The organism is Gordonia sp. NPDC003422, from assembly GCF_053588675.1.
This window is the reverse complement of sequence record NZ_JBSFQL010000023.1, coordinates 81,866-100,634: the sequence shown is the minus strand read 5'-3', so window position 1 is coordinate 100,634 and position 18,769 is coordinate 81,866. Positions and strand designations below refer to the sequence as shown.

17 protein-coding genes and 1 pseudogene are annotated in these 18,769 nt (G+C 65.3%); 9 read left to right on the top strand and 9 right to left on the bottom strand.

Annotated elements, in window-relative coordinates; translation table 11 throughout:
• Positions 1-133 precede the first annotated feature (133 nt).
• Positions 134-719, top strand: a pseudogene (locus ACWDTF_RS18895) (SDR family NAD(P)-dependent oxidoreductase); the annotation flags it as partial.
• A 17-nt stretch (positions 720-736) separates the two neighbouring features.
• On the opposite strand, the gene ACWDTF_RS18890 reads toward ACWDTF_RS18895, so the two are convergent.
• Positions 737-1,579 (bottom strand): MBL fold metallo-hydrolase, encoded by an 843-nt coding sequence (locus ACWDTF_RS18890; protein ID WP_240856033.1) that lies wholly within the window; start codon positions 1,577-1,579, stop codon positions 737-739.
• Between the two features lie 62 nt (positions 1,580-1,641).
• Positions 1,642-1,863 (bottom strand): dodecin, encoded by a 222-nt coding sequence (locus ACWDTF_RS18885; RefSeq protein WP_240855780.1) that lies wholly within the window; start codon positions 1,861-1,863, stop codon positions 1,642-1,644.
• A gap of 203 nt (positions 1,864-2,066) precedes the next feature.
• Here ACWDTF_RS18885 and ACWDTF_RS18880 point away from each other — a divergent pair, with 203 nt between their 5' ends.
• A complete protein-coding gene (locus ACWDTF_RS18880) occupies positions 2,067-2,474 on the top strand; it encodes a YchJ family protein (RefSeq protein ID WP_449754844.1) in 408 nt (135 codons plus the stop codon).
• Positions 2,475-2,479: 5 nt separating this feature from the next.
• Here the strand turns inward: ACWDTF_RS18880 and ACWDTF_RS18875 are convergent, their stop codons facing one another.
• The 4 genes from ACWDTF_RS18875 to ACWDTF_RS18860 all read right to left on the bottom strand — a co-directional run bounded on the left by ACWDTF_RS18875 (position 2,480) and on the right by ACWDTF_RS18860 (position 8,062).
• Positions 2,480-4,603: a glucose PTS transporter subunit IIA gene (locus tag ACWDTF_RS18875; protein ID WP_449754843.1), complete on the bottom strand. Its 2,124-nt coding sequence runs from the start codon at positions 4,601-4,603 to the stop codon at positions 2,480-2,482.
• A 444-nt stretch (positions 4,604-5,047) separates the two neighbouring features.
• Positions 5,048-5,680: a DUF2461 domain-containing protein gene (locus ACWDTF_RS18870; RefSeq protein ID WP_449754842.1), complete on the bottom strand. Its 633-nt coding sequence runs from the start codon at positions 5,678-5,680 to the stop codon at positions 5,048-5,050.
• 50 nt (positions 5,681-5,730) lie between these two features.
• Positions 5,731-6,633, bottom strand: a complete 903-nt coding sequence (locus ACWDTF_RS18865) for an NmrA family NAD(P)-binding protein (protein ID WP_355276062.1) — start codon at positions 6,631-6,633, stop codon at positions 5,731-5,733.
• A 4-nt stretch (positions 6,634-6,637) separates the two neighbouring features.
• Positions 6,638-8,062: an FAD-binding oxidoreductase gene (locus ACWDTF_RS18860; RefSeq protein WP_449754841.1), complete on the bottom strand. Its 1,425-nt coding sequence runs from the start codon at positions 8,060-8,062 to the stop codon at positions 6,638-6,640.
• Positions 8,063-8,135: 73 nt separating this feature from the next.
• Here ACWDTF_RS18860 and ACWDTF_RS18855 point away from each other — a divergent pair, with 73 nt between their 5' ends.
• The 6 genes from ACWDTF_RS18855 (at position 8,136) to ACWDTF_RS18830 (ending at position 14,071) form a co-directional block, all read left to right on the top strand.
• Positions 8,136-9,743 carry an alpha/beta fold hydrolase gene (locus ACWDTF_RS18855; RefSeq protein WP_240855770.1) on the top strand — a complete coding sequence of 536 codons (1,608 nt, stop codon included), beginning with the start codon at positions 8,136-8,138 and terminating at the stop codon, positions 9,741-9,743.
• Positions 9,744-9,828: 85 nt separating this feature from the next.
• A complete protein-coding gene (locus ACWDTF_RS18850) occupies positions 9,829-10,671 on the top strand; it encodes a DUF5995 family protein (RefSeq protein WP_240855769.1) in 843 nt (280 codons plus the stop codon).
• Positions 10,672-10,798: 127 nt separating this feature from the next.
• Complete coding sequence (locus ACWDTF_RS18845) at positions 10,799-11,065, top strand: BatC protein (protein ID WP_240855766.1); 267 nt, start codon at positions 10,799-10,801, stop codon at positions 11,063-11,065.
• Positions 11,066-11,090: 25 nt separating this feature from the next.
• Positions 11,091-12,353, top strand: coding sequence for a cupin domain-containing protein (locus ACWDTF_RS18840; protein ID WP_355276056.1), 1,263 nt, complete (start codon positions 11,091-11,093; stop codon positions 12,351-12,353).
• A complete protein-coding gene (locus tag ACWDTF_RS18835; protein WP_355276054.1) occupies positions 12,353-13,243 on the top strand; it encodes a sucrase ferredoxin in 891 nt (296 codons plus the stop codon). Before ACWDTF_RS18840 ends, ACWDTF_RS18835 begins: the two co-directional genes overlap by 1 nt.
• 81 nt (positions 13,244-13,324) lie before the next feature.
• Positions 13,325-14,071 carry a glutamine amidotransferase gene (locus ACWDTF_RS18830; RefSeq protein WP_240856030.1) on the top strand — a complete coding sequence of 249 codons (747 nt, stop codon included), beginning with the start codon at positions 13,325-13,327 and terminating at the stop codon, positions 14,069-14,071.
• Positions 14,072-14,087: 16 nt separating this feature from the next.
• Here ACWDTF_RS18830 and ACWDTF_RS18825 read toward each other — a convergent pair whose 3' ends face one another.
• On the bottom strand, positions 14,088-14,375 hold the full coding sequence (locus ACWDTF_RS18825) for a hypothetical protein (RefSeq protein WP_240855761.1): 288 nt from the start codon (positions 14,373-14,375) through the stop codon (positions 14,088-14,090).
• Positions 14,376-15,220: 845 nt separating this feature from the next.
• A complete protein-coding gene (locus ACWDTF_RS18820; RefSeq protein WP_240855759.1) occupies positions 15,221-16,348 on the bottom strand; it encodes a DUF5685 family protein in 1,128 nt (375 codons plus the stop codon).
• Between the two features lie 99 nt (positions 16,349-16,447).
• Between ACWDTF_RS18820 and ACWDTF_RS18815 the strand changes: the two genes are divergently transcribed.
• Positions 16,448-17,830, top strand: a complete 1,383-nt coding sequence (locus ACWDTF_RS18815; protein WP_355275629.1) for a DUF2252 domain-containing protein — start codon at positions 16,448-16,450, stop codon at positions 17,828-17,830.
• Between the two features lie 12 nt (positions 17,831-17,842).
• Here the strand turns inward: ACWDTF_RS18815 and ACWDTF_RS18810 are convergent, their stop codons facing one another.
• Complete coding sequence (locus ACWDTF_RS18810) at positions 17,843-18,718, bottom strand: NmrA family transcriptional regulator (RefSeq protein ID WP_449754840.1); 876 nt, start codon at positions 18,716-18,718, stop codon at positions 17,843-17,845.
• Between the last annotated feature and the right edge of the window lie 51 nt (positions 18,719-18,769).

Genomic DNA, 18,769 nt, shown 5'->3' with positions numbered 1-18,769 from the left:
GAACTGACATCCCCCGGTGGTGGACCAGTGGGCAGATTCATGTCCGCCACCGGGCACACCTTCGTGACCGTCTACGGGCAGTTTTCACGTCCGCCCGTGGGCACTTCCCGATGTCCCTTGACAGTGGTTCTCCTGTGATCTGACCAAACCGGACGAGATCGATGCCCTGGTCGCCGCCATCGGCGAACGGTTCGGCTCACCCGACGTCCTGATCAACAACGCAGGGCGATCGATACGGCGACGGGCCCGGGATGCCACCGATCGTGTGCACGACTATGAGCGAACGATGGCCCTCAACTACTTCGGCCCCGTGCGTCTGACGTTGGGTCTGTTGCCTGCGATGCGGGCACGGGGAGCCGGCCACATCATCAACATCAGCACGTGGGGAACCACAGCGGGGTGATGCCCAAGTTCTCGGCCTATCACTCTTCCAAGGCGGCGCTGTCGGCGTTGGGCGCAGTCTCGGTGCTGAAGAACGCGAGTCGGGGATCTCGGTGTCCAGCTTGGGTTTTCCGTTGGTCAGAACCCCGATGATCGCACCGACCGCCGACTATGACGCGCTGCCGACCTTGACTCCCGACCAGGCCGCACGCTGGGTGGAGCGGGCCATCGCGACTCGCCCGGTCGAGCTGTATCCCGCGTACGCCGGCTTGCTGCGTGCGGTCTCCGCCGTGTCACCGCGGCTGGCCGACCGGCTTGTCGCGGCCGCCGGGATCTGACCGCCGACGGATCAGGGTCACGCCACCCGCCGGAACACGCCGGGCTCGGCTTCGGCGACCGCGCCGGCACCGATCAGCCGTTCCAGGTGCAATTGCGCCGTCCGTGTCTCGACGGCCTGCACGTAGGGCGCCTGCACGTGTGGGCGGTAGACAAGTCGGTGGCCGACGATGTCATCCATCGTGCGTGGTTCGTCCAGGAACTCGAGCAAACGCTCTTCGCGACTGAGGAGCTTGTCCCGATATGCGGCGAGCCGCGTCCGGAACTCGGCGCGGCCGTCGATCACACCCTTCTGGTGGAAGGTCCCGAACCAACGGGCGTCCACCGCGTCGGCGACCGCGATGGAGGCCAAAAAGTCGTCGACGCTGCTGCCGATGTCGCCGTACATGGGCCCGAACGATGTGAGGTCGATGTCGGCCACATAGAAGAACCCGTCGGGCTCCACCAGTACTCCGCTGTGACCAGGGGTGTGCCCTGGTAGGTGGATCACCCTCGCGGTGCGGTCACCGAGGTCGAAGACGTGTCCGCCGTCGATGCCCTCGACCCGCCGGGTGGGTGCCAGTTCGAACCTGTCGGCCATGTACTGCTCGATCTCGGCGCGGGCCTGCGTGTCGAGACCGTACTGATCCACCATCACCTCGAGCGATGCGACGGCAGCGGCGTCGAGTCCGTGCGTGTACGTGGGTGCCGCAAAATGGCGCACCCCGGCGATGTGGTCCTCATGTGCGTGGCTGATCAGCACCGCGTCGGCGCCCACCGGGTCGCGGTCCAGTGCCAGCGACGGATCTATCACCAGCGTCCCCGACGAACCATGCACGACGACCGAGTTGCCGTAGGGGACGGCTCCGCCGTTGTCGGCCATCAGGACCGAGACACCGCCGTAGCGATGTTCGACGTACCCGGCGGACGGTCGGGTTGGTTGGCTCACGACTCGTCGGCGGTCCCGAGCTTGAAGCCGACTTTGAGGGTCACCTGGAAATGCGCGACCTGTCCGTCCGCGATGTGACCGCGTGTTTCGGTCACCTCGAACCAGTCCAGGTGGTCGAGTGTCTCAGCAGCGCGGGCGATGGCGCTGCGGATGGCGTCGTCGGTGCTCGACGTCGACGAGCCGACGATCTCCACGACCTTGTAGACGTGGTCTCCCATGGGTATTCCGCCTTCCTTTCTCGGCCGGCCCCGATCCGGTTCCTGTTCGATACTCCTGAATTTTGTCTACCAGGTCGGCCCGATGATGGCCGTCGAATCGGCTGCGCGATGTCGGCAGTGCGAGGTCGGGCGTCGGCCGGACCCAAGTGGCCCCGTCCAAATACCCCGGACGAATTTATGAACAGCACCACTAAGATCACGAGATGACCGCCACCGATCGGCCCGACCCGAACTCGCTGAGGTGTCCGTGCTGCTCTGGACTGGTTTTCGGAGAATGCTGTGGACCACTGTTGAGCCGGGTGCGGCCGGCACCGACCGCCCAGGCGATGATGCGTTCGCGTTTCACCGCTTTCGCCCGCGGTGATCGCGACTACCTGCTCGACACCTGGCAGCCCGACACCCGGCCCAGGGAACTCGTCCTCGCCGACGACCTGCGGTGGTACCGACTGGACGTCGAATCGGTCAGTGCCGGAACCCCTTTCGATTCGGCGGGTGAAGTGGGATTCACTGCCTACTACCGGACGCCAGACGGCCCGGGCACCCTGCACGAACTCAGTCGGTTCACGCGGGTGTCCGGGCGCTGGTACTACGTCGACGGAAAGGTCGGCTGACCCGGCTACTCCTTCGGCGCCGGCTTTTCGACGGCGATGAGTGGATCGCCCACCGACACCTGGCCGGTGCCGATCTGGGTGACCGACGGGAATTTCTTCGTGTTCATGATGACGACGGGTGTGATGTCGGAGTACCCGGCCGCCGCGATCTTGGCCTTGTCGAACGTCACCAATGGTGTTCCGGCGGTGACCTTCTGGCCGGCCTTGACCTTCACGTCGAAGCCGTCGCCCTTCATCTGCACGGTGTCGATGCCCACGTGGATCAGCAACTCGATTCCGCCGTCGAGGACGAGACCGAAGGCGTGACCCGTCGGCTGTGCGGCCACCACCATGCCGTCGGCGGGCGCGTACACCGTGTCGCCGGAAGGCTTGATCGCCGCACCGCTGCCCATCGTGCCCTTGGCGAAGACGGGATCGGGGACGTCGCTGATGGGTACCGCTTCACCCTCGAGCGGGGCACCGATCTCGGTCACCGGCCCGGCCACCTTGGTGTCGGCGTCTGCTTTGGACAGCGTCGCTGTCGCTCTGTCGGGCCTGTCGATCACCGCTGTGGTCGCTGCCGCCCCGGCCGCAGCTCCCGCCGCCAGCCCGGCGCCACCACCGCCTCCACCGTCAGGTCCCGAGACCGGAGAGGTCCCCTTGGCTTCGGCTCGTTCCTGCTCTTCCGCGTCGCGGATGGCCTCGAACTCGGCCTGTTGTTCGGGTGTGCGGAAACCAGAGATCATCACCAGAATCATGGCGGTGAAGAACGCCGCGGCAACGGCGATGCCATAGAGAACCACGCTGTCGAAGGCCGGGATGGTCAACAGCGAGGTGAACACGAACGCGTTGGTCGTGACACCGCCGCCGATGCCGATGATGAGTCCACCGACGAAGCAGCCCACCAGTAATCGCGGGTAGATCCGTTTGAATCGCAGATGAATGCCGTACAACGACGGTTCCGAGATGCCACCCAGCAAACCTGCGGCCAGTGCGCCCGTCGCTGTCTGTTTCATCTGCCGGTCACGCTGACGCCACGCCAAGACGAGGACGCCGGCGGTCGCACCGAAGCACGCGAAGTTCCACGCGCCCATCGGGCCCTGGATGTAGTCGTAGCCGAGCTGCTGGATGTTGAGCAGCATGATCGCGTTGATCGGCCAGTGCAGACCCAGTGGAACCATGAACGGGTAGGCGAGTGGCACCACGATCGCGAAGATGAACGGCGAGAAATCGTTGATCGACTTCAAGATGTCCGCCAGACCGGCGCCGACGTAGACGCCGAACGGTCCGATCAGGAATGCCGTCAACGGGATCATGATCAGCATCGCGAGAAACGGCACGAAGATCAGCTGGACGTTGTCCGGGATCAGCTTCTTCAGGTACCGGGTCAAGTAGCCGAGAACCGCCGCCATGATCAACGGTGGGAACACCTGCGAGCTGTAATCGAAGAATGTCAGCGGGATGCCGAAGACGTCCACGATCTGGATTTCTTGGCCTGCGACGGTGACCTTGTGCGTGTACTGCTCGAGGTCGGCAAACTGCGGGAGCATCAGCACCGCCATCACCGAGAAGCCGACCCACGGGTCGGCGCCGACCTTCTTCGACGCGTTGTAGGCGATCATCAACGGCAGGAACACGAAAACGCATTGCCAGCACAGGTTGACGAACTGCCAAGACGGTGAGAGTTGCGATGCCTCATCGGGATTCGACCAGTTCGGGATCACGTCGAGCGTGCTCATCAGGGACATGAACGTGATGAACAGCGATGCGCCGAGCAGAGCGCCGAGGATCGGTCGGAAGGAATCGGACAGGTACTCGAACAGTGAGTCGAGCCAGGCGGACTTCCCGCGCGGACCCTTGGAGCGCTCGGCGGCCTTGATGGCGGCCGCGGAGTCGCGGGCCTTCATCTCGGGCAGCGCCATGATGTCGTTGTAGACCGACTCGACAGCGCCGCCGATGACCACCTGATAACGGTTGCCCTGTTGCGGTACGGCACCGAGCACGCCTGGAACCGATTCGACGACTTCTTGATCCACATGCGACGAGTCGCGCAGTTGGAAACGCAATCGAGTTGCGCAGTGGGTGAGGCTTTCGATATTGCCGGGACCGCCAACACTATCGACGATATCGGCTGCGGAGTTCGTGGCCATGACTCTCCTTTGAGTGCCTGAAACCTATGAGTGCCGAAACACGGGTGCGATGCACCTTTTCGTGCACTCACGGGCACCGCAGTTCCACGGTGCCCGTGCACCTTTCTCGATGCTATTACGACGTGTCCGCGCGTGGTGTCAGGTTGAGAAAGACGGCGTTCGAATCGTGATGCGCCGCAATTGCGGCAGCTCCCAACGCCGCCGCTGTCGCAATTGCGGTGGTGAGGGAGTGGGCGCCGAAGCGGGTGTCAGTCGCGGTCCTTCTTGCCCGGGATTCCGATGAAGAAACCGATCCCGATGATCACGCTGGACAACAGAGCAACGGCGGGCATCATCCACATGCTTTCCATGCGTGTGACGATACGATCGCCGAGCCGACCGCGCAGGAGTATTTGGTCCCTTGGTGTTCTGAGACGCTGGGTTGACGATGGCGCTCGGCGGACGTCAGTTGGCTCCGTGGCGGGCGATCCACTCGACGAGTGGTGTTGTCGCCCGCCAGTCGGAGCGGATCTTGTCGACGAGCGCGCGGCCGTGGATGACCTCGTCGAAACCGTAGTCCTTGCCGACCGTGAGTGATTTGTGTCGAAGCAGATCGATCCGGGGATGGTCGGAATCCCATCCGCGCGGTGCCGTCTTGAGCCGATTGCCGCCGATTTCCCAGCCGGATGTGTTGAGCTTCTTGAGAATGCGCTCGAGTTGCGGTCCGTGGCGATCGTGGTCGATGGCTTTGCGCAGCGCGGCCAACCGTTCGGCCAGTGCTTCGTAATACCCCGCCCCGACGCGCACTCCGGGTGCGCCGATCTGGACGTAATACCCGGTGGCCGGGCCCACTGCGACAAACGCACCCTGGTGCGTCTTGTAGGGCGTCTTGTCCTTGGCGAACCGGACATCTCGGTAGGGCCGAAAGATCTTGGCCGGACCGAATTCCCCGGCCAGTTCATCGGTGAGAGCCGCCATCGGCGCGGCGACTGCGTTCGTGTAGATCTCCTTGTGCGCTTCCCAGAAGACCTTACTGTTGTCGATCTCGAGATCGTCGTAGAAGTCGAGCGCCGCCTCGGGAAATCCCGCAAAGGTCATGGCACCACGCTACGTCCGGTACCCAAAGGCACGTCAAGCGGCTGACGATCTCAGGTTTGACGCGCGGCCGTGGCAGCCGTGGCAGGTTCGGCGAACGCTGGGGCGTGCATGTGCACCCACGAAGAAATGTCGTGCGCCGGGCGCCCGGTCAGCTCTGAAACCCCATCGGAGACCGCGTCGAACCCGCCGTCGCGAATGACGCCGAACGCGCCGCTAAGCTGAGCAGCGAGCCAGGGTGGCAGGCCGGCGCCCGCAAATCGGGGCGCGGCTTCCTCTGGTGTGAGGTCGTCGAAGACGACGGACCGTCCGGTGGCGATACCGAGGGCATCGGCGACCTCGGCGAAGGTCACCGATTCCGGTCCGGTGAGCGAGTAGCCGGCGCGCAAGTCACGGTTCGACATCAACGCGCCCGCAGCAGACGCGGCAACGTCGCGGACGTCGATCATTGCCGCCCGTGCGCCTGCGGTCGGTGCAGCGAGGTGTCCGGTCGCCGCCACGCCCGGGGCAACCATCAGCAGGTTGTCCAGAAAGAACGCCGGACGCAGGAGGACGTGCGGCACCCCGCTGTCGGCGAGTTCGAGTTCGATCCGCCCGTGCCAGTCGAAGGCGGGCAATGGCGACCCGATGCGAGCGTGCATCGCCGAGAGTTTGACGATCCGCTCGACGCCTGTGCGTTGCGCCGCGGCTATGACGGCGCTCTCGTGTGCGACCTTGTCCGGTCCGTCGGCGGAGGTGAGGAAGACCCGATCGGTTCCGCTCATCGCGGCGTCGACACTGCTGACGTCGTCGAAGTCGCCGAACGCCACCTCGACACAGTCGTCGTCAAGCCATGGGTTGACCGGCCGGGCGGTATCCCGGATCAAGACGCGCGGTCGGACCCCGGCCGCGACGAGGTCGGCGACCACGCGGGAACCGACGTTGCCGGTGGCTCCGGTGACGAGAATTGTGGACATGTGCTCACTCCTTGATTGATGTGTGCCCGGTGGATTCGGGCAGTGCTGGGACTTGGTGGGAGGGCCGGAAGATGTCGTCGGGGTCCCACCGTGACTTGATGTCTCGAAGCTTGCGGAAGTGCCTGTCGGTGAAGGCCGTTGCGGTGAGCTCTGGCCGGGTCAGCAGCGTCAAGAAGGAACCGCCGGTGGCGCGCGCACGGCATATCTGATCGAGACGATCGACCGCAGAGTCGACGCCTTGCCGGTCCGGTGTCAAGTACGGCGCCACCGCGAGGATCGAGAACGGGGTGTCCCGGTGCCCGGCAGGCCCGGCGTCCGACGCCGGCTCGGACATCGCGCCACCCCAATGTCGCAGCTCGATGAACGCATACGGTGAGTCCGGTGCCCGGCCTTCGTCGTCGATGACGCGCGCAATCACGTCGTCGTCGAGGCTGTCGAACAGGTGGATCAGCTGACGGTGTGGCATGGGTGGGGCGTCCGGTCCGTTGGTGGCGGTGCTCGCATTGGCGAACCCGCGCTCGGCGAATCCGTCGTGCAGCGCCGGCCCGGCCGCTTGCAGGACCGCGTGGAGCTGACGACGACCCTCCCGTTCGTCGCACAGTGCGAAGGCCCGCAGCGCGACCACCTGGCGTCCCCGCACCGCGTCGGGAATCGTCGGCGCAGGTGGCAGGCGCATCAGGAGCACCGCGGTGTTCATCCCGTCAGGCTCGTCGAGCGACCAGTCACGATAGGCGCGGAAGATGTCGGCAGCACGCTCAGCAGGGAAGAACGACATCCCGGAGAAGACACGCTGAGCGGGGAACAGCCGGAACGTGAGTGAACTGACGATGCCGAAGTTGCCGCCGCCACCCCGGATCGCCCAATGGAGATCGTCGTGCCGGTACCGGTCGACGGTGACCATATCTCCTGTGGCGGTGACGATCTCGGCTTCCATAACGGAGTCGGCCGCGTATCCGTAGATGCGTGACAGCCAGCCCGACCCGCCGCCGAGGGTGTAGCCGGTGACTCCGACCGTTCCACAACGACCGGAGAGCGATCCGAGTCCATGTGCGGCAGAAGCGCGGTTGACGTCGTTCCAGGTTGCCCCTGGCCCGACGGTCGCGAGCATGCGTTCGGTGTCGACGTGCACGTCGTTCATCGACGACAGGTTGACGAGTAGTCCAGAAGTGCTCGATGTCAGCGTGCCGTGCCCGGTGGCCTGGACGTGCAGCGGGACATCGAGCTCACGCGCCGTTCGCACCACCGCCTGAATGTCTGTGCGGCCGTACGGCATTGCCACAACGTCGGGCGACGCCGTGACGGTGCGATTCCATCCCAGACGCGCGGAATCGTAGTCCGTGTCGGTGGGCGTGATGACGGGACAATCGACGCGTGCGCTCAATCGGGAAACCAGCCTCGTCGAGCGATTGGTTGTGTAGTACGTGCTCATGTCCAATAGGAGATCAGCGCATTCGCCCGAAATGGATGTGGTCTGGATGCGGTGACCGGGTGACACTGGTGATGTGACCGTGATCGGCGTGCTGGGTGGCCTTCGCATCGTCGATGCCGAGGTGACTGCGAGTGCGGCAGGAGAGTGCCGGTTGGTGCTCGAACGCAAGGCGCGTGAGGTGCTGACATTGTTGGCACTTCACCGGCCCGCCACGCTCTCACTTGCCGAGATTGCCAATGTGCTCTGGGATGATCCACCGCCGTCGGTGGCGAAATCCGTACGCGCCCACATCTCGCGCATCCGACGAGCATTGGGCGATGCCGGCCTGCCCGACGGGATCGTGACCGTCGGGAATGCCTATCGCCTGGACGTCGCCACCGACATCAGCGAGGTTCGCGACCTCCGGGAGCGGGCCCGACACCTGGTGCCCACCGAATCTGACTCGGCTGCAACGATTCTCGCGGATGCACGAGCGCGCTGGCGAGGTGATCCGGAGTTGCCCGCGACTCGTGGCGGACAGGCACTGCTGGTCGGTTGGCAACGTGAGCGTACACAACTGGTGCGCGAGCATCTGGCGTCCCTGGCTCGCGGCGATCACCCCGACCGTGCGCTCGGAGAGTTGGCAGCGATCACGGCTGCCGATCCGGTCGATGAGTCGTCGTGGGTGGACTACGTTGTCGCCCTGAGCCGTTCGAACCGGCAAGCCGAGGCGCTGGCGGCGGTGTCCCGTGCACGCGCTGCGCTGCTCGACGTCGGACTCGACCCAGGACCCGCATTGGTCGCTGCGCACGCGCGGGTTCTGGGTGGGCTGGAGCCGCCCGCCGAGTCGAGCGTCGAACGCGGGGGAGGGCCGCCGACAGTTACTCGGTACACCGCCGACGGCGCCACGGCCTACGTCGCGCTGTCGGACGCGGGGCCCGACGTCCTGCTGCTCAATCCCGCCATGATCACGATCGACGGGATTCTCGACGAGCCGCATGTGCGCGCCGCGCACCGCGACCTCGCTTCGGTGGCCCGACTCGTCTGTCTCGACCGACGTGGGGTGGGTTTGTCCGAACCACTCGACCGACGCTCGCCCCTCGACGTCTGGGTGCACGACGTGGAAAGTGTCGCAGAGTCGGCCGGCCTGCAGAGGCCAATCCTGGTCGCCAACTTCGACACCGGTCTGATCGCGCTGGAGTATGCGGCGCGGCACCCGGCCGACATCGCTGGGTGCGTCTTGGTCAACTGCTACGCGCGCTATCAGCGAGGTCCGGACTACCCACATGGCCTCGATCCGATGACGGCGCGAGATCTCATCGACGAGACGGTTGACCCGGCGCGAACTCAGCCGGTGGACACAGCCTCGCTGGTGGCACCGAGTTTGGCGGCCGACCCTGGATTTCGCGCATGGTGGGAAAGGATCGGTCGTCGTGGGGCGGGGCCGGGAACCGCGCGGGCGATTCGACTGGCCGCGACGACCACGGACCTTCGAAACAGGCTGTCCGACATAGAGTCCCGTGTCCTGGTGATTCATCGTCGAGCCTGCACCAACGTCGATCCGGGTCATAGCCGCCACCTGGCCGACCACCTGCCGAACGCGACTCTTCAACTCGTCGACGGCGTCGACGCGGTGTGGTTCGCCGCCGCGGACACGGTGACCGGCCACATCAAGCGGTTTGTTCTCGACCAGACACGTTGAGCCGCACCACGCTGAGTCGGTTCATCAACCGACTCGGCGGCGTCCACACTGTCGCAATGCCACCGAACAGCCGACAATCGGTTTCATGCCCCCGAATGTGGCGCAAGCTGTTCCGCAGCCGGTCCCGACCGTCACCACCATCGACGACGTGGTGGCGGCACTCGACGGCATCCTCGAATGGGCCGGTGCCGAGGCCAGCCGTCTGGGCTATTTCGCCGCGCTGTACAAGCGGATCACGCTCGCCGTGGGCAAGGCCATCGACGACGGCGCATTCGACGACGGTCCGCGATTGGAACGACTCGACGTCGCCTTCGCCGCCAGGTATTTCGACGCGTTCAACGGATACTTCCATCCGAGCGAGTGCCCCAAGCCGACGCGGTCGTGGCGCACCACGTTCGACCACGCGAGTGATGTCAAACCAATCGTGGTGCAGCACATGCTCTCTGGTATCACCAGCCACATCGTCCTCGATCTCGGGATCGCCGCGCTCGACGTGACGGGCCGGCGCGGCCTACGCGCGGTCAAGCATGATTTCGACGTCATCAACGCGGTGTTGGCGAGTCAGATCAACGGGGTCGTCGCCGACATCAACGACATCTCGCCGGCACTGGCCGACATCTACGCGGTGCTCCGGGACAATCAGATCTTCGTGATCAACCAGGCGATCAAGGCGTTGCGGGACAGTGCCTGGCGATTCGCGACGGTCCTGGCCCTCGAACCGTCGTTCGCGCGACGCCCGACGATCCTTGCCCGCGATATTCAAGTGTCGCGGCAGTGCGCGTCGGTGTTCGACCCGCCGGGCATCGTCGGTGTGCTCGACGCGGCAATCAAGGCCATCGCCGACCGAGAGAGCCGCGATGTTGCCGCGAACATTCGAATCCTCGACGATGTGGCGTCCTCTCCGTCGGACATCATGACCGAACTCTGATCGGAGCGGATTCGCGTGACGAATGAGACGCGAATCTGGTCAAACCAACGAAACCTCAGATGGATCTCGCCATATTGGAGAGAGGAGTCCGGATCCGCGCGACTCCGACATGACGAGAGGATGTCCGATGGCAATCGAAGATGATGACATCGAAACAGGTGGTACGGGCGTCGGCGAACCCGGTGAAGGTGTGGCCGACGGTGGTTCCGACCCAGGGGGTCACGACGGTGGCGCCGATGGCAGCGCCGCACCGGGTGAGGGCGTGGCCGACGGTGGTTCCAACCCCGGGGGACACGACGGTGGCGCCGACGGCAGCGCCGATCCCGGCGAAGGCCCGGCCGATGGCGGATCGAACCCCGATGGTCACGATGGCGGTGCCGACGGAACTGCCTGAACCGCAACGTAATCAATCGAGAACGATGCTGAGTCGCTGCATCAGCACCGATGCGAACGTGTTCGCGCGCGAGGTCTGGGGTCGACGTCCGCTGCTCACTCGTTCTGCGGCGCTGCCCCGTGATTTCGGCGATCTGCTGTCGTCGGAGAACGTCGACGAACTGATCGCCGAACGCGGGGTGCGCACGCCGTTCATCCGGATGGCCAAGGACGGCGATCTCATCTCGCGCGACTGTTACGCCGGGCCGGCCGGATTCGGTGCCGAGATGCCCGACCAGGTCGATTCGGCCAAGGTGCTGGCCGAATTCGCGGCAGGCGCCACGATCGTGCTGCAAGGCCTGCACCGACTGTGGCCCCCGATCATCGATTTCGTGCGTGGACTCATCGACGACCTCGGCCACCCGGCGCAGGCGAACGCGTACATCACGCCACCGGCAAATCGAGGTTTCGATCCGCATTACGACGTGCACGACGTCTTCGTCCTGCAGGCCGACGGCCGCAAACGGTGGACGGTGCACGCGCCGGTGCACACCGATCCGCTTGTCTCACAACCGTGGACCGATCATCGCGAAGCGATCGAGGATCGCGTCCGCGACGAGCCGATCCTCGACACGGTCCTCGAACCCGGGGATGCCCTCTATCTGCCGCGCGGTTGGGTGCACTCCGCGAAAGCGCTGGGACACACGTCGATTCACCTCACAATCGGTGTCGCGGCGATCACCGTCTTCGATGTCGTCCGAGCGGTCACGGACAAGCTCGCAGCCAACTCCGAACTACGGAGCTCGCTTCCGATGGGCGTCGATCTCACCGACCCCGATGAGACCACGGCGATCGCCACCAAGGCGGTCGCCGGGTTGATCGACGTTCTTCGGGAGCGCGAGACCTTCTTCGATGAGGCGGTGGGCGCAAAGGTCACCGCGCGCTTCTCCGAACGAACTCGCCCCGCGGCCGTGCGACCCATCGCGACACTGCGTGAGGTCTCCGCCCTCGGAGACGACACTGCCGTGCGATGGCGGCGCGGGCTCATCGCTTCCGTGCGGGTACACGGCGAACGAGTCGAGTTGCGGCTACCTGACCGCGTGGTGACCTTCCCCGGGCTGTGTGCCCCAGCTCTGCGAGCACTGCAGACTGGTCATGTGTACACCGCGCCAGAACTACCCGGCCTCGACACCCACGACGCCCTCGTCGTACTACGTCGACTCCTGCGTGAAGCGGTGGTCGTGGTGTCCCGGCCCGCGGAATCGGCCTCGTCTGACTCGTTTGCATCCGGCGATTCCGAGCGCAGCTGATGGCTGAGCGCCGCCCGTGCAGTGACCAGTCCATCGATCGTGCTGACCCGATGTACGGGACGGCCTCGGCGGGAGTTTCCTGGGTGCTGCTCGAGCTGTCGGGTCCGTGGGGGCACTCCGCGTTCCTGACGTCACCCACCACCATCGACCCCGACCTGGGCTGGTCGATTGTCCGCCGCGTCGAGACCGCCAAGATGCGTATCGTCGCCATCCGCCGACCCGGTCGACGTGACGCCACCCCGCGCTGGCGATGGTTCATCGCGCACGCCGAACCGGGTGCGGAGGCGGTGTTCGGTGGCGAGGTCGCCGGGCCCGAGGGCTACCTGGATCTGGCCCTGGACGGGTCGGACGGCGAACCATCTGCCGATCCGGTGATCGCCGTATGCGCTCACGGGAAACACGACCGGTGCTGCGCGGTGCGCGGGCGGGCTGCGACGGCGGCGATCGCCGCCGCATACCCGGAATGGACGTGGGAGTGTTCGCACCTGGGCGGTGACCGATTCGCCGCGACGATGATCGTGCTGCCGCACGGCCTGTGCTACGGCCGCGTCGACACAGCGGCGGACGCCGCGGATCTGATCCGACGCTATACCCAAGGGCGGCTGAACAATTCCCTGCTTCGTGGCCGAACCTCGCTGCCCCACGCGGTACAGGCGGCACAGTATTTCGTGCGGCAAGAGACCGGTGACGATCTGATCGATTCCCTTGCGCCGCTCGCGGTCACGCACGCCGATCATCAGATTCAGGTGCGGCTCGCCGGGAAACTCGGCCCGATCGACGTGGTGCTCGGTGAGCAGTTCTCCGAGCCCCTGTTGTCGACGTGCACGGCCGGGATCGCCGGCCGGGTGCGCCAATTCGTTCTGGTCGACATCGACCTCACGGTCAGATGACTTTGGGTCAAAGCGCGGGTTTCCGCCCGCGGTCTTGGTGTCTGGCGGGGTGGCGACGTAGGTAGTGTGCCGTACATGACGATGTCCAACCTGCCGTTTCTGCTGCTGTCGATCCGCGCCGAGACCGAAGCGGCCGACGATGAGTACCGGTCGGTTATACGCCTCGGTGGCCTCGCGCCGGCAGACATCGCGGCCGTCAACCTCACACAACGTTCGCTTGGGTCGATCGATCTGGACGACTGGTCGGCCATCATTCTCGGCGGCGGTCCGTACAACGTGAGCGACCCGCAGGACACCAAGACCGACACCCAGCGTCGTGTCGAGGGGGAGTTGCTGGAGTTGGTCGGCCGGGTCGTCGAGGCCGATTTCCCGTTCTTGGGTTGCTGCTACGGAGTCGGTGCGGTCGGTTCGGCGATCGGGGCAACGATCGATCGCGCGTACAGCGAACCGGTCGGGGCGGTGACGGTCAGCCTGACCGACGAAGGCCGGCGTGATCCGCTGTTCGCCGATGTACCAGACACTTTCGACGCCTACGGGGGTCACAAGGAAGCTGCCGCGACATTGCCGGACGTCGCGGTCCACCTCGCGACCTCGCCCACGTGCCCCGTGCAAGCCTTTCGGGTGGGGCACAACGTGTACGCAACCCAGTTTCATCCGGAACTCGACGCCGACAGCCTGTCGACCCGGATCGACGTCTACCGCGAGTTCGGATACTTCGCACCGGAGGAGGCCGACTCGCTGAAAGCCGCAGCGCGCGAACGCGATGCCCGCCACCCAGCCGCGATCCTGCAGCGTTTCGTCGAACGTTACCGCCGCCCGTCGAGCTGAATCCCGTCCCGGCGGTTCACTGTCGGAATCCGGCAACCATCGATTCGACCGCGGCCTTGCCGGCCTCGTCGACGGTGAGACTCATGATCGACGACATCGCGAGCAGGACCGTGAACTCCCGCGGTTTGCGGGGTTTGCCGAACAGCGAGGTGTTCTCCGAGATCTTCAGTTCCCGAAACGTCGAGACCGGATTGCGGGCGGCCTCGTCCTTGCCGTGATGCCGGAACTTCGCCACCGTGAGGCCATCGCAGAGAATCGATTCGCCGTTGGCGCCGTGTACTTCGGATACGGGTGTCTCAGACATGGACCCTCCTTTTCGACGTGATCATAGTTTCACAGTGGGAGGAGCGCGGTCTCGCCGCAGAAACCGCACTTGTCGCCAGAAACCGCAGGTGTGGTCGGAAACCGCTGGTGTGCACCGGGTTTCTGACCAGACACGCAGTTTCTGCACTCACGCCACGCCGATGTCGCGCCTCGGGACGCCATCTCGCCCGCGCGCAGACACCTCACATCGAGGGCGCTGCCACCTGCCTCGTCGAGCCCGCGCATTGTCGACCGACGCGTCCCGTCGAACGCTTCACACGCTCGCGGCACCCACGAAAAGTAGGGGAAGAACTTCTTCCCCTACCCTTGGTGTCCTCCTCCAGAAATTTCTCGCGGACGACTGTGAAACCCGGGGAAGAAACTCTTCCCCTAGATTTTGCGGGCACGGCACCGACGCATTTGACCAGGTCAGCGCGGTGGTCACCAGACTCTTCGGATCAGCGACCCACCCGCCGACGTCGTCGGCGATCGTGGAGACAGGAAGAACGTGGCCGCCCATGCGGCCCGGAGCCTCCGCGCGGCCGGCACCCGCGACAACCGGAGCCGAGTTGGAGAACGCGAGTGCTGCAGCACTCGCGTTCTCCAACTCGGCTCGAGTTCTCGCAGGACGACGCGGGACATGGCCAGACCGAAGCCGAGGCCGCCCTGGGCGGTGGTGTGCCATGGGTGGCCTCGGACCACACCCTGTGCCGAATCGGGTCAACCGTGTGCTGCAGCACACAGATTCTCCAACAGGACACAGAGTGTCAGGAGCGACTCCTCGGCCTGCTGCATTTGCCCAGTTCAGAGCGGTGGTCACCGACCTCGTCGATCAGCCGACAGGCGCTAATCGCAGCAGTCGCAACAATCGCAGCAGTCGCAGTCGTCGCACGCGGCGTCTTTCCACTTGTCGCTGCAGTGGTTCCAATGGTCGACGACGCAGGCCTTGCCGAAGCACGAGACACCGATGAACGGCAGGATGCGTTCGTGGAGCTTGCGGTTCGGTTTGAATGGCGGCGGGTAGGGCCAGTCATCGGGATAGTTGGGTGGTCGCATCGGTGGCCATTGGGTGTCGGCGGCGGTCGGGATGCGATGGTGATGGGTTGCGCGACACTCGGATCGGGGTTCGCGCCTGCCGATCGCGCGCTGAAGTCCGCCGAGCAGCAGGACCCTGAGCAACCGGTCGTCGTGGACGGTCAGTTTCGCATAGCGGGTTCGAATCGCGTCGGCGAGCGTGCGACATTCCGCGAGCGCGGTCTCGCGTGACGTGTCCGTGGCCCGGAGAGGATTGAAGCTGCCTGACTCGTGATCGGATTCGTAGTCGTCGATGGCATCGAGGAGATGCGCGATGCGGCCGAAGTCGAATCCGATTGCCGCGAGATGGTCGGCGTTGGCGGGCGTTCCCGACAACTCGGCGGAGGATGCGAACACCTGCGCGCAGGCCTGACCGGATGCCTGGGTGATCTGGTCGAGTTCTGAACTATCACACTCGATTTCGGCCTGGTGAGACAGCGTCTCGAGGATATCGTCGACGCCGAGCTGCATCGCGGTCGACTCGTCTGCGCCGGCACTTGAGCGGAGGCGCCGGCCCGCCTGGCGCAGCGCTGCCGACCGCACCCGAGACCGAGGTGCCAGCGCGTGGTCCTGTTCGGCGGTGACATCGAAAGCCTTTGCGGCGGCGAGGGTGAGCGACGTGGTGGTCGCCAGTCGCACTCCAGGTTCCGACGCGGCGACCACCGTGGCCGGGCGCATTCCGCGCAGCGCGCACCTGCCCACCTCCGTGGAGGCGGGCGCCTCGACGCGTTGTGCCGCGGTCAGCACGGACACCATGACCGCATCGGTGTTGGTCGTCAGGCGCATTGCCTGGCCGTGGTTGTCGCGCAAGGACACGCACAACCCGCACATGTGACTGCGCCACTGCGACATCAACTCATCGTCGAACGCGTGGCGGCACGGTGAGAGCAGTCCGAACATTGCAGTATTCAAACACGCCGATCACCGGTTTCGTCGGGGACGAAAGCAGATTCGTTCAGACAACGCAGGCCGCACCACTGATCCGGTTAGATTCTCCTCGTGGCCAAGGAGAAGTCGCAGGTGAACCTGCGTCAGACAGTCAGCGGAACGTCCCTGTTCGAGCGCGGCAAGCAACTGCGCCACACCATCCCGATCGAGGCACACGACCGGGTCGTCGAATCCGTTGAGCGCCCCGGTGTCCTCGACTTCATCGACGCCAGCAATCGTGGTCGGCTGCCGCACCTCATTCCACTCCGCATCGGCCGAATGGTGTCGTCACCGTTCGCGTTCTACCGCGGCTCGGCCGGACTCATGGCGGCTGACCTGGCCGCGTCTCCGGTGAGCGGCATCGAAGCGCAGCTGTGCGGCGATGCCCATGCCGCCAACTTCGGTCTATACGGCACCCCAGAGGGTGACATCGTCATGGACATCAACGATTTCGACGAAACGATCGTCGGCCCGTGGGAGTGGGATCTCAAACGGCTGTCGACCAGCCTGGTGCTCGCGGGTCGGGAAGGTGGTGTGCCCGACACGGAGTGCGTGGAGGCCGCCGAGGACGCGGTGAAGTCTTACCGGCGAACCATTCGTGAACTCGCGCAGCAACCCTTCCTCCAATCCTGGAGTGCCTTGCCCGATCAGTCGGTCATCACGCGCGCCAAGGCGGATGCGTTGCTCGACGATTTCGCCAAGGCCGCGAAGAAGGCCAGCCGCAACACCAGCGCGCGGGTGGCAGAGAAGTGGACCGCACACTTCGACGACCACGAAACGGGTGTCAAGCACCGCAGATTCGTCGAAGAGCCACCCACGCTCACCTCGGTGGACGCAGACGTGGCCGACGCTGTGATCGATGGACTCGAGCGGTACGTCGACACGTTGCGTGAATCCCGGCGCAACCTGATCGGCCGCTACTCGGTGGCCGACGTGGCATTTCGGATCGTGGGTACCGGAAGCGTCGGCCTCCGCAGTTATGTCGCGCTGTTGCTGGGCAACACCGACGAGGTACTCGTCCTGCAGATCAAGCAGGCTCAACCGTCGTCGCTGGCGCCATATCTGTCGGCGGCAGAGCCGTCACACGAGGGCAAGCGGATTGTGCACGGCGCCAGGCTCGTTCAGGCCGAGACCGACATTCTGCTTGGCTGGACCACCATCGACGGAATCCCGTACATCGTGCGCCAGTTCCGGAATCTGAAGGGTGACATCGACCCGAGTGCGTTGGAAGCAGATCACCTCGACGACTACGGCCGACTCGCCGGGGCGCTGCTCGCCCGCGCACATTCACGCTCGCTCGATCCTCGGCTGTTGAGTGGCTACCTCGCCGGCGACCAGGAACTTGACGAGGTCATCGGCCGCTTCGCGGTTCGCTACGCCGACCACGTGGAGGCCGACCATGCTGTGCTGGCAGAGGCCGTGCGAGCCGGACGGATGGCCGCGGAGTCCGGATGACGTTGTCGGACATCATCGATGACGCTCCGCGAAGGCGGCGGCGAAGTAGGTGAAGTCGCGGGCCGGGCGGCCGAGAACGTCGGCGACATCGGTGGTCACGCTGGAGTTCCGCCCATCGAAGAGGTTCGTCAGCAGGGTGGACATGAGTTCGATCGTCGGCGCGTCGAGACCTGCCGATGCCAGTATCGCGCGGTACTCATCGTGGGTCACGCGGTGGAAGGCGATTGCGGCTCCGGTGGCCCCGCCGAGTTCGGTGGCCACCTCGGCGAAGGTGAGTAGCCGCGGGCCGGTCAGGTCGTAGGTCTTGCCGGCGTGTGGGTTCTCACCGTCTGACGTCGTGTCGAGGAGAGCGGCGACGGCCACGTCGGCGATGTCGTCGGCGTCGATGAACGGTTCACCAATCTCGCCCACCGGCAGCGTCAACGACCCGGCGTCGATCTCCGGGGCGAAGCCGCCTTCGGAGAAGTTCTGGTCGAACCACGCACAGGACAGGACGGTCGAATCTGCCTGCGCGGCATGCACGACACGGCCGGCATGCTCGGCCTCGGGTTCACCGCGCCCGGCAAGCAGAACGAGCCGTGCCGCACCCGCCTTGTCGGCGAGTCGCACGAACTCCGCGATGTCGGCGACCGCTCCGTCGGCGATCAGGTCGGGCTGATAGGAGATGTACACCAGTCCAACGTCTTCCAGAGCGGACGCCCAGGTGGTGCGGTCGGTCCAGTCGAACCGGGGTTCGGTTGACCGGCCGGCCCGGCGGACGGGAACCCCGCGCGCATCGAGTCGATCGGAGATGCGCCGTCCGGTCTTGCCGGACGCGCCGACGATGAGGGCCGGGCGAAGGTCGGGGCGTTGAATGGTTGCGTCGGGGAGTGTCGAGAGTTGTGTCATGCATCGAGTACACCGCCCTCAGGCGAGACGATCCATGGCTCATAGGATCAG

Coding starts and splice junctions, on each gene's coding strand:
- ACWDTF_RS18825 (WP_240855761.1), bottom strand. CDS start 14,375: ATGTCTGAGACACCCGTATCCGAAGTACACGGCGCCAACGGCGAATCG.
- ACWDTF_RS18840 (WP_355276056.1), top strand. CDS start 11,091: ATGCTGAGTCGCTGCATCAGCACCGATGCGAACGTGTTCGCGCGCGAG.
- ACWDTF_RS18865 (WP_355276062.1), bottom strand. CDS start 6,633: ATGTCCACAATTCTCGTCACCGGAGCCACCGGCAACGTCGGTTCCCGC.
- ACWDTF_RS18845 (WP_240855766.1), top strand. CDS start 10,799: ATGGCAATCGAAGATGATGACATCGAAACAGGTGGTACGGGCGTCGGC.
- ACWDTF_RS18870 (WP_449754842.1), bottom strand. CDS start 5,680: ATGACCTTTGCGGGATTTCCCGAGGCGGCGCTCGACTTCTACGACGAT.
- ACWDTF_RS18880 (WP_449754844.1), top strand. CDS start 2,067: ATGACCGCCACCGATCGGCCCGACCCGAACTCGCTGAGGTGTCCGTGC.
- ACWDTF_RS18860 (WP_449754841.1), bottom strand. CDS start 8,062: ATGAGCACGTACTACACAACCAATCGCTCGACGAGGCTGGTTTCCCGA.
- ACWDTF_RS18820 (WP_240855759.1), bottom strand. CDS start 16,348: ATGTTCGGACTGCTCTCACCGTGCCGCCACGCGTTCGACGATGAGTTG.
- ACWDTF_RS18885 (WP_240855780.1), bottom strand. CDS start 1,863: ATGGGAGACCACGTCTACAAGGTCGTGGAGATCGTCGGCTCGTCGACG.
- ACWDTF_RS18850 (WP_240855769.1), top strand. CDS start 9,829: ATGCCCCCGAATGTGGCGCAAGCTGTTCCGCAGCCGGTCCCGACCGTC.
- ACWDTF_RS18810 (WP_449754840.1), bottom strand. CDS start 18,718: ATGACACAACTCTCGACACTCCCCGACGCAACCATTCAACGCCCCGAC.
- ACWDTF_RS18830 (WP_240856030.1), top strand. CDS start 13,325: ATGTCCAACCTGCCGTTTCTGCTGCTGTCGATCCGCGCCGAGACCGAA.
- ACWDTF_RS18890 (WP_240856033.1), bottom strand. CDS start 1,579: ATGGCCGACAACGGCGGAGCCGTCCCCTACGGCAACTCGGTCGTCGTG.
- ACWDTF_RS18875 (WP_449754843.1), bottom strand. CDS start 4,603: ATGGCCACGAACTCCGCAGCCGATATCGTCGATAGTGTTGGCGGTCCC.
- ACWDTF_RS18835 (WP_355276054.1), top strand. CDS start 12,353: ATGGCTGAGCGCCGCCCGTGCAGTGACCAGTCCATCGATCGTGCTGAC.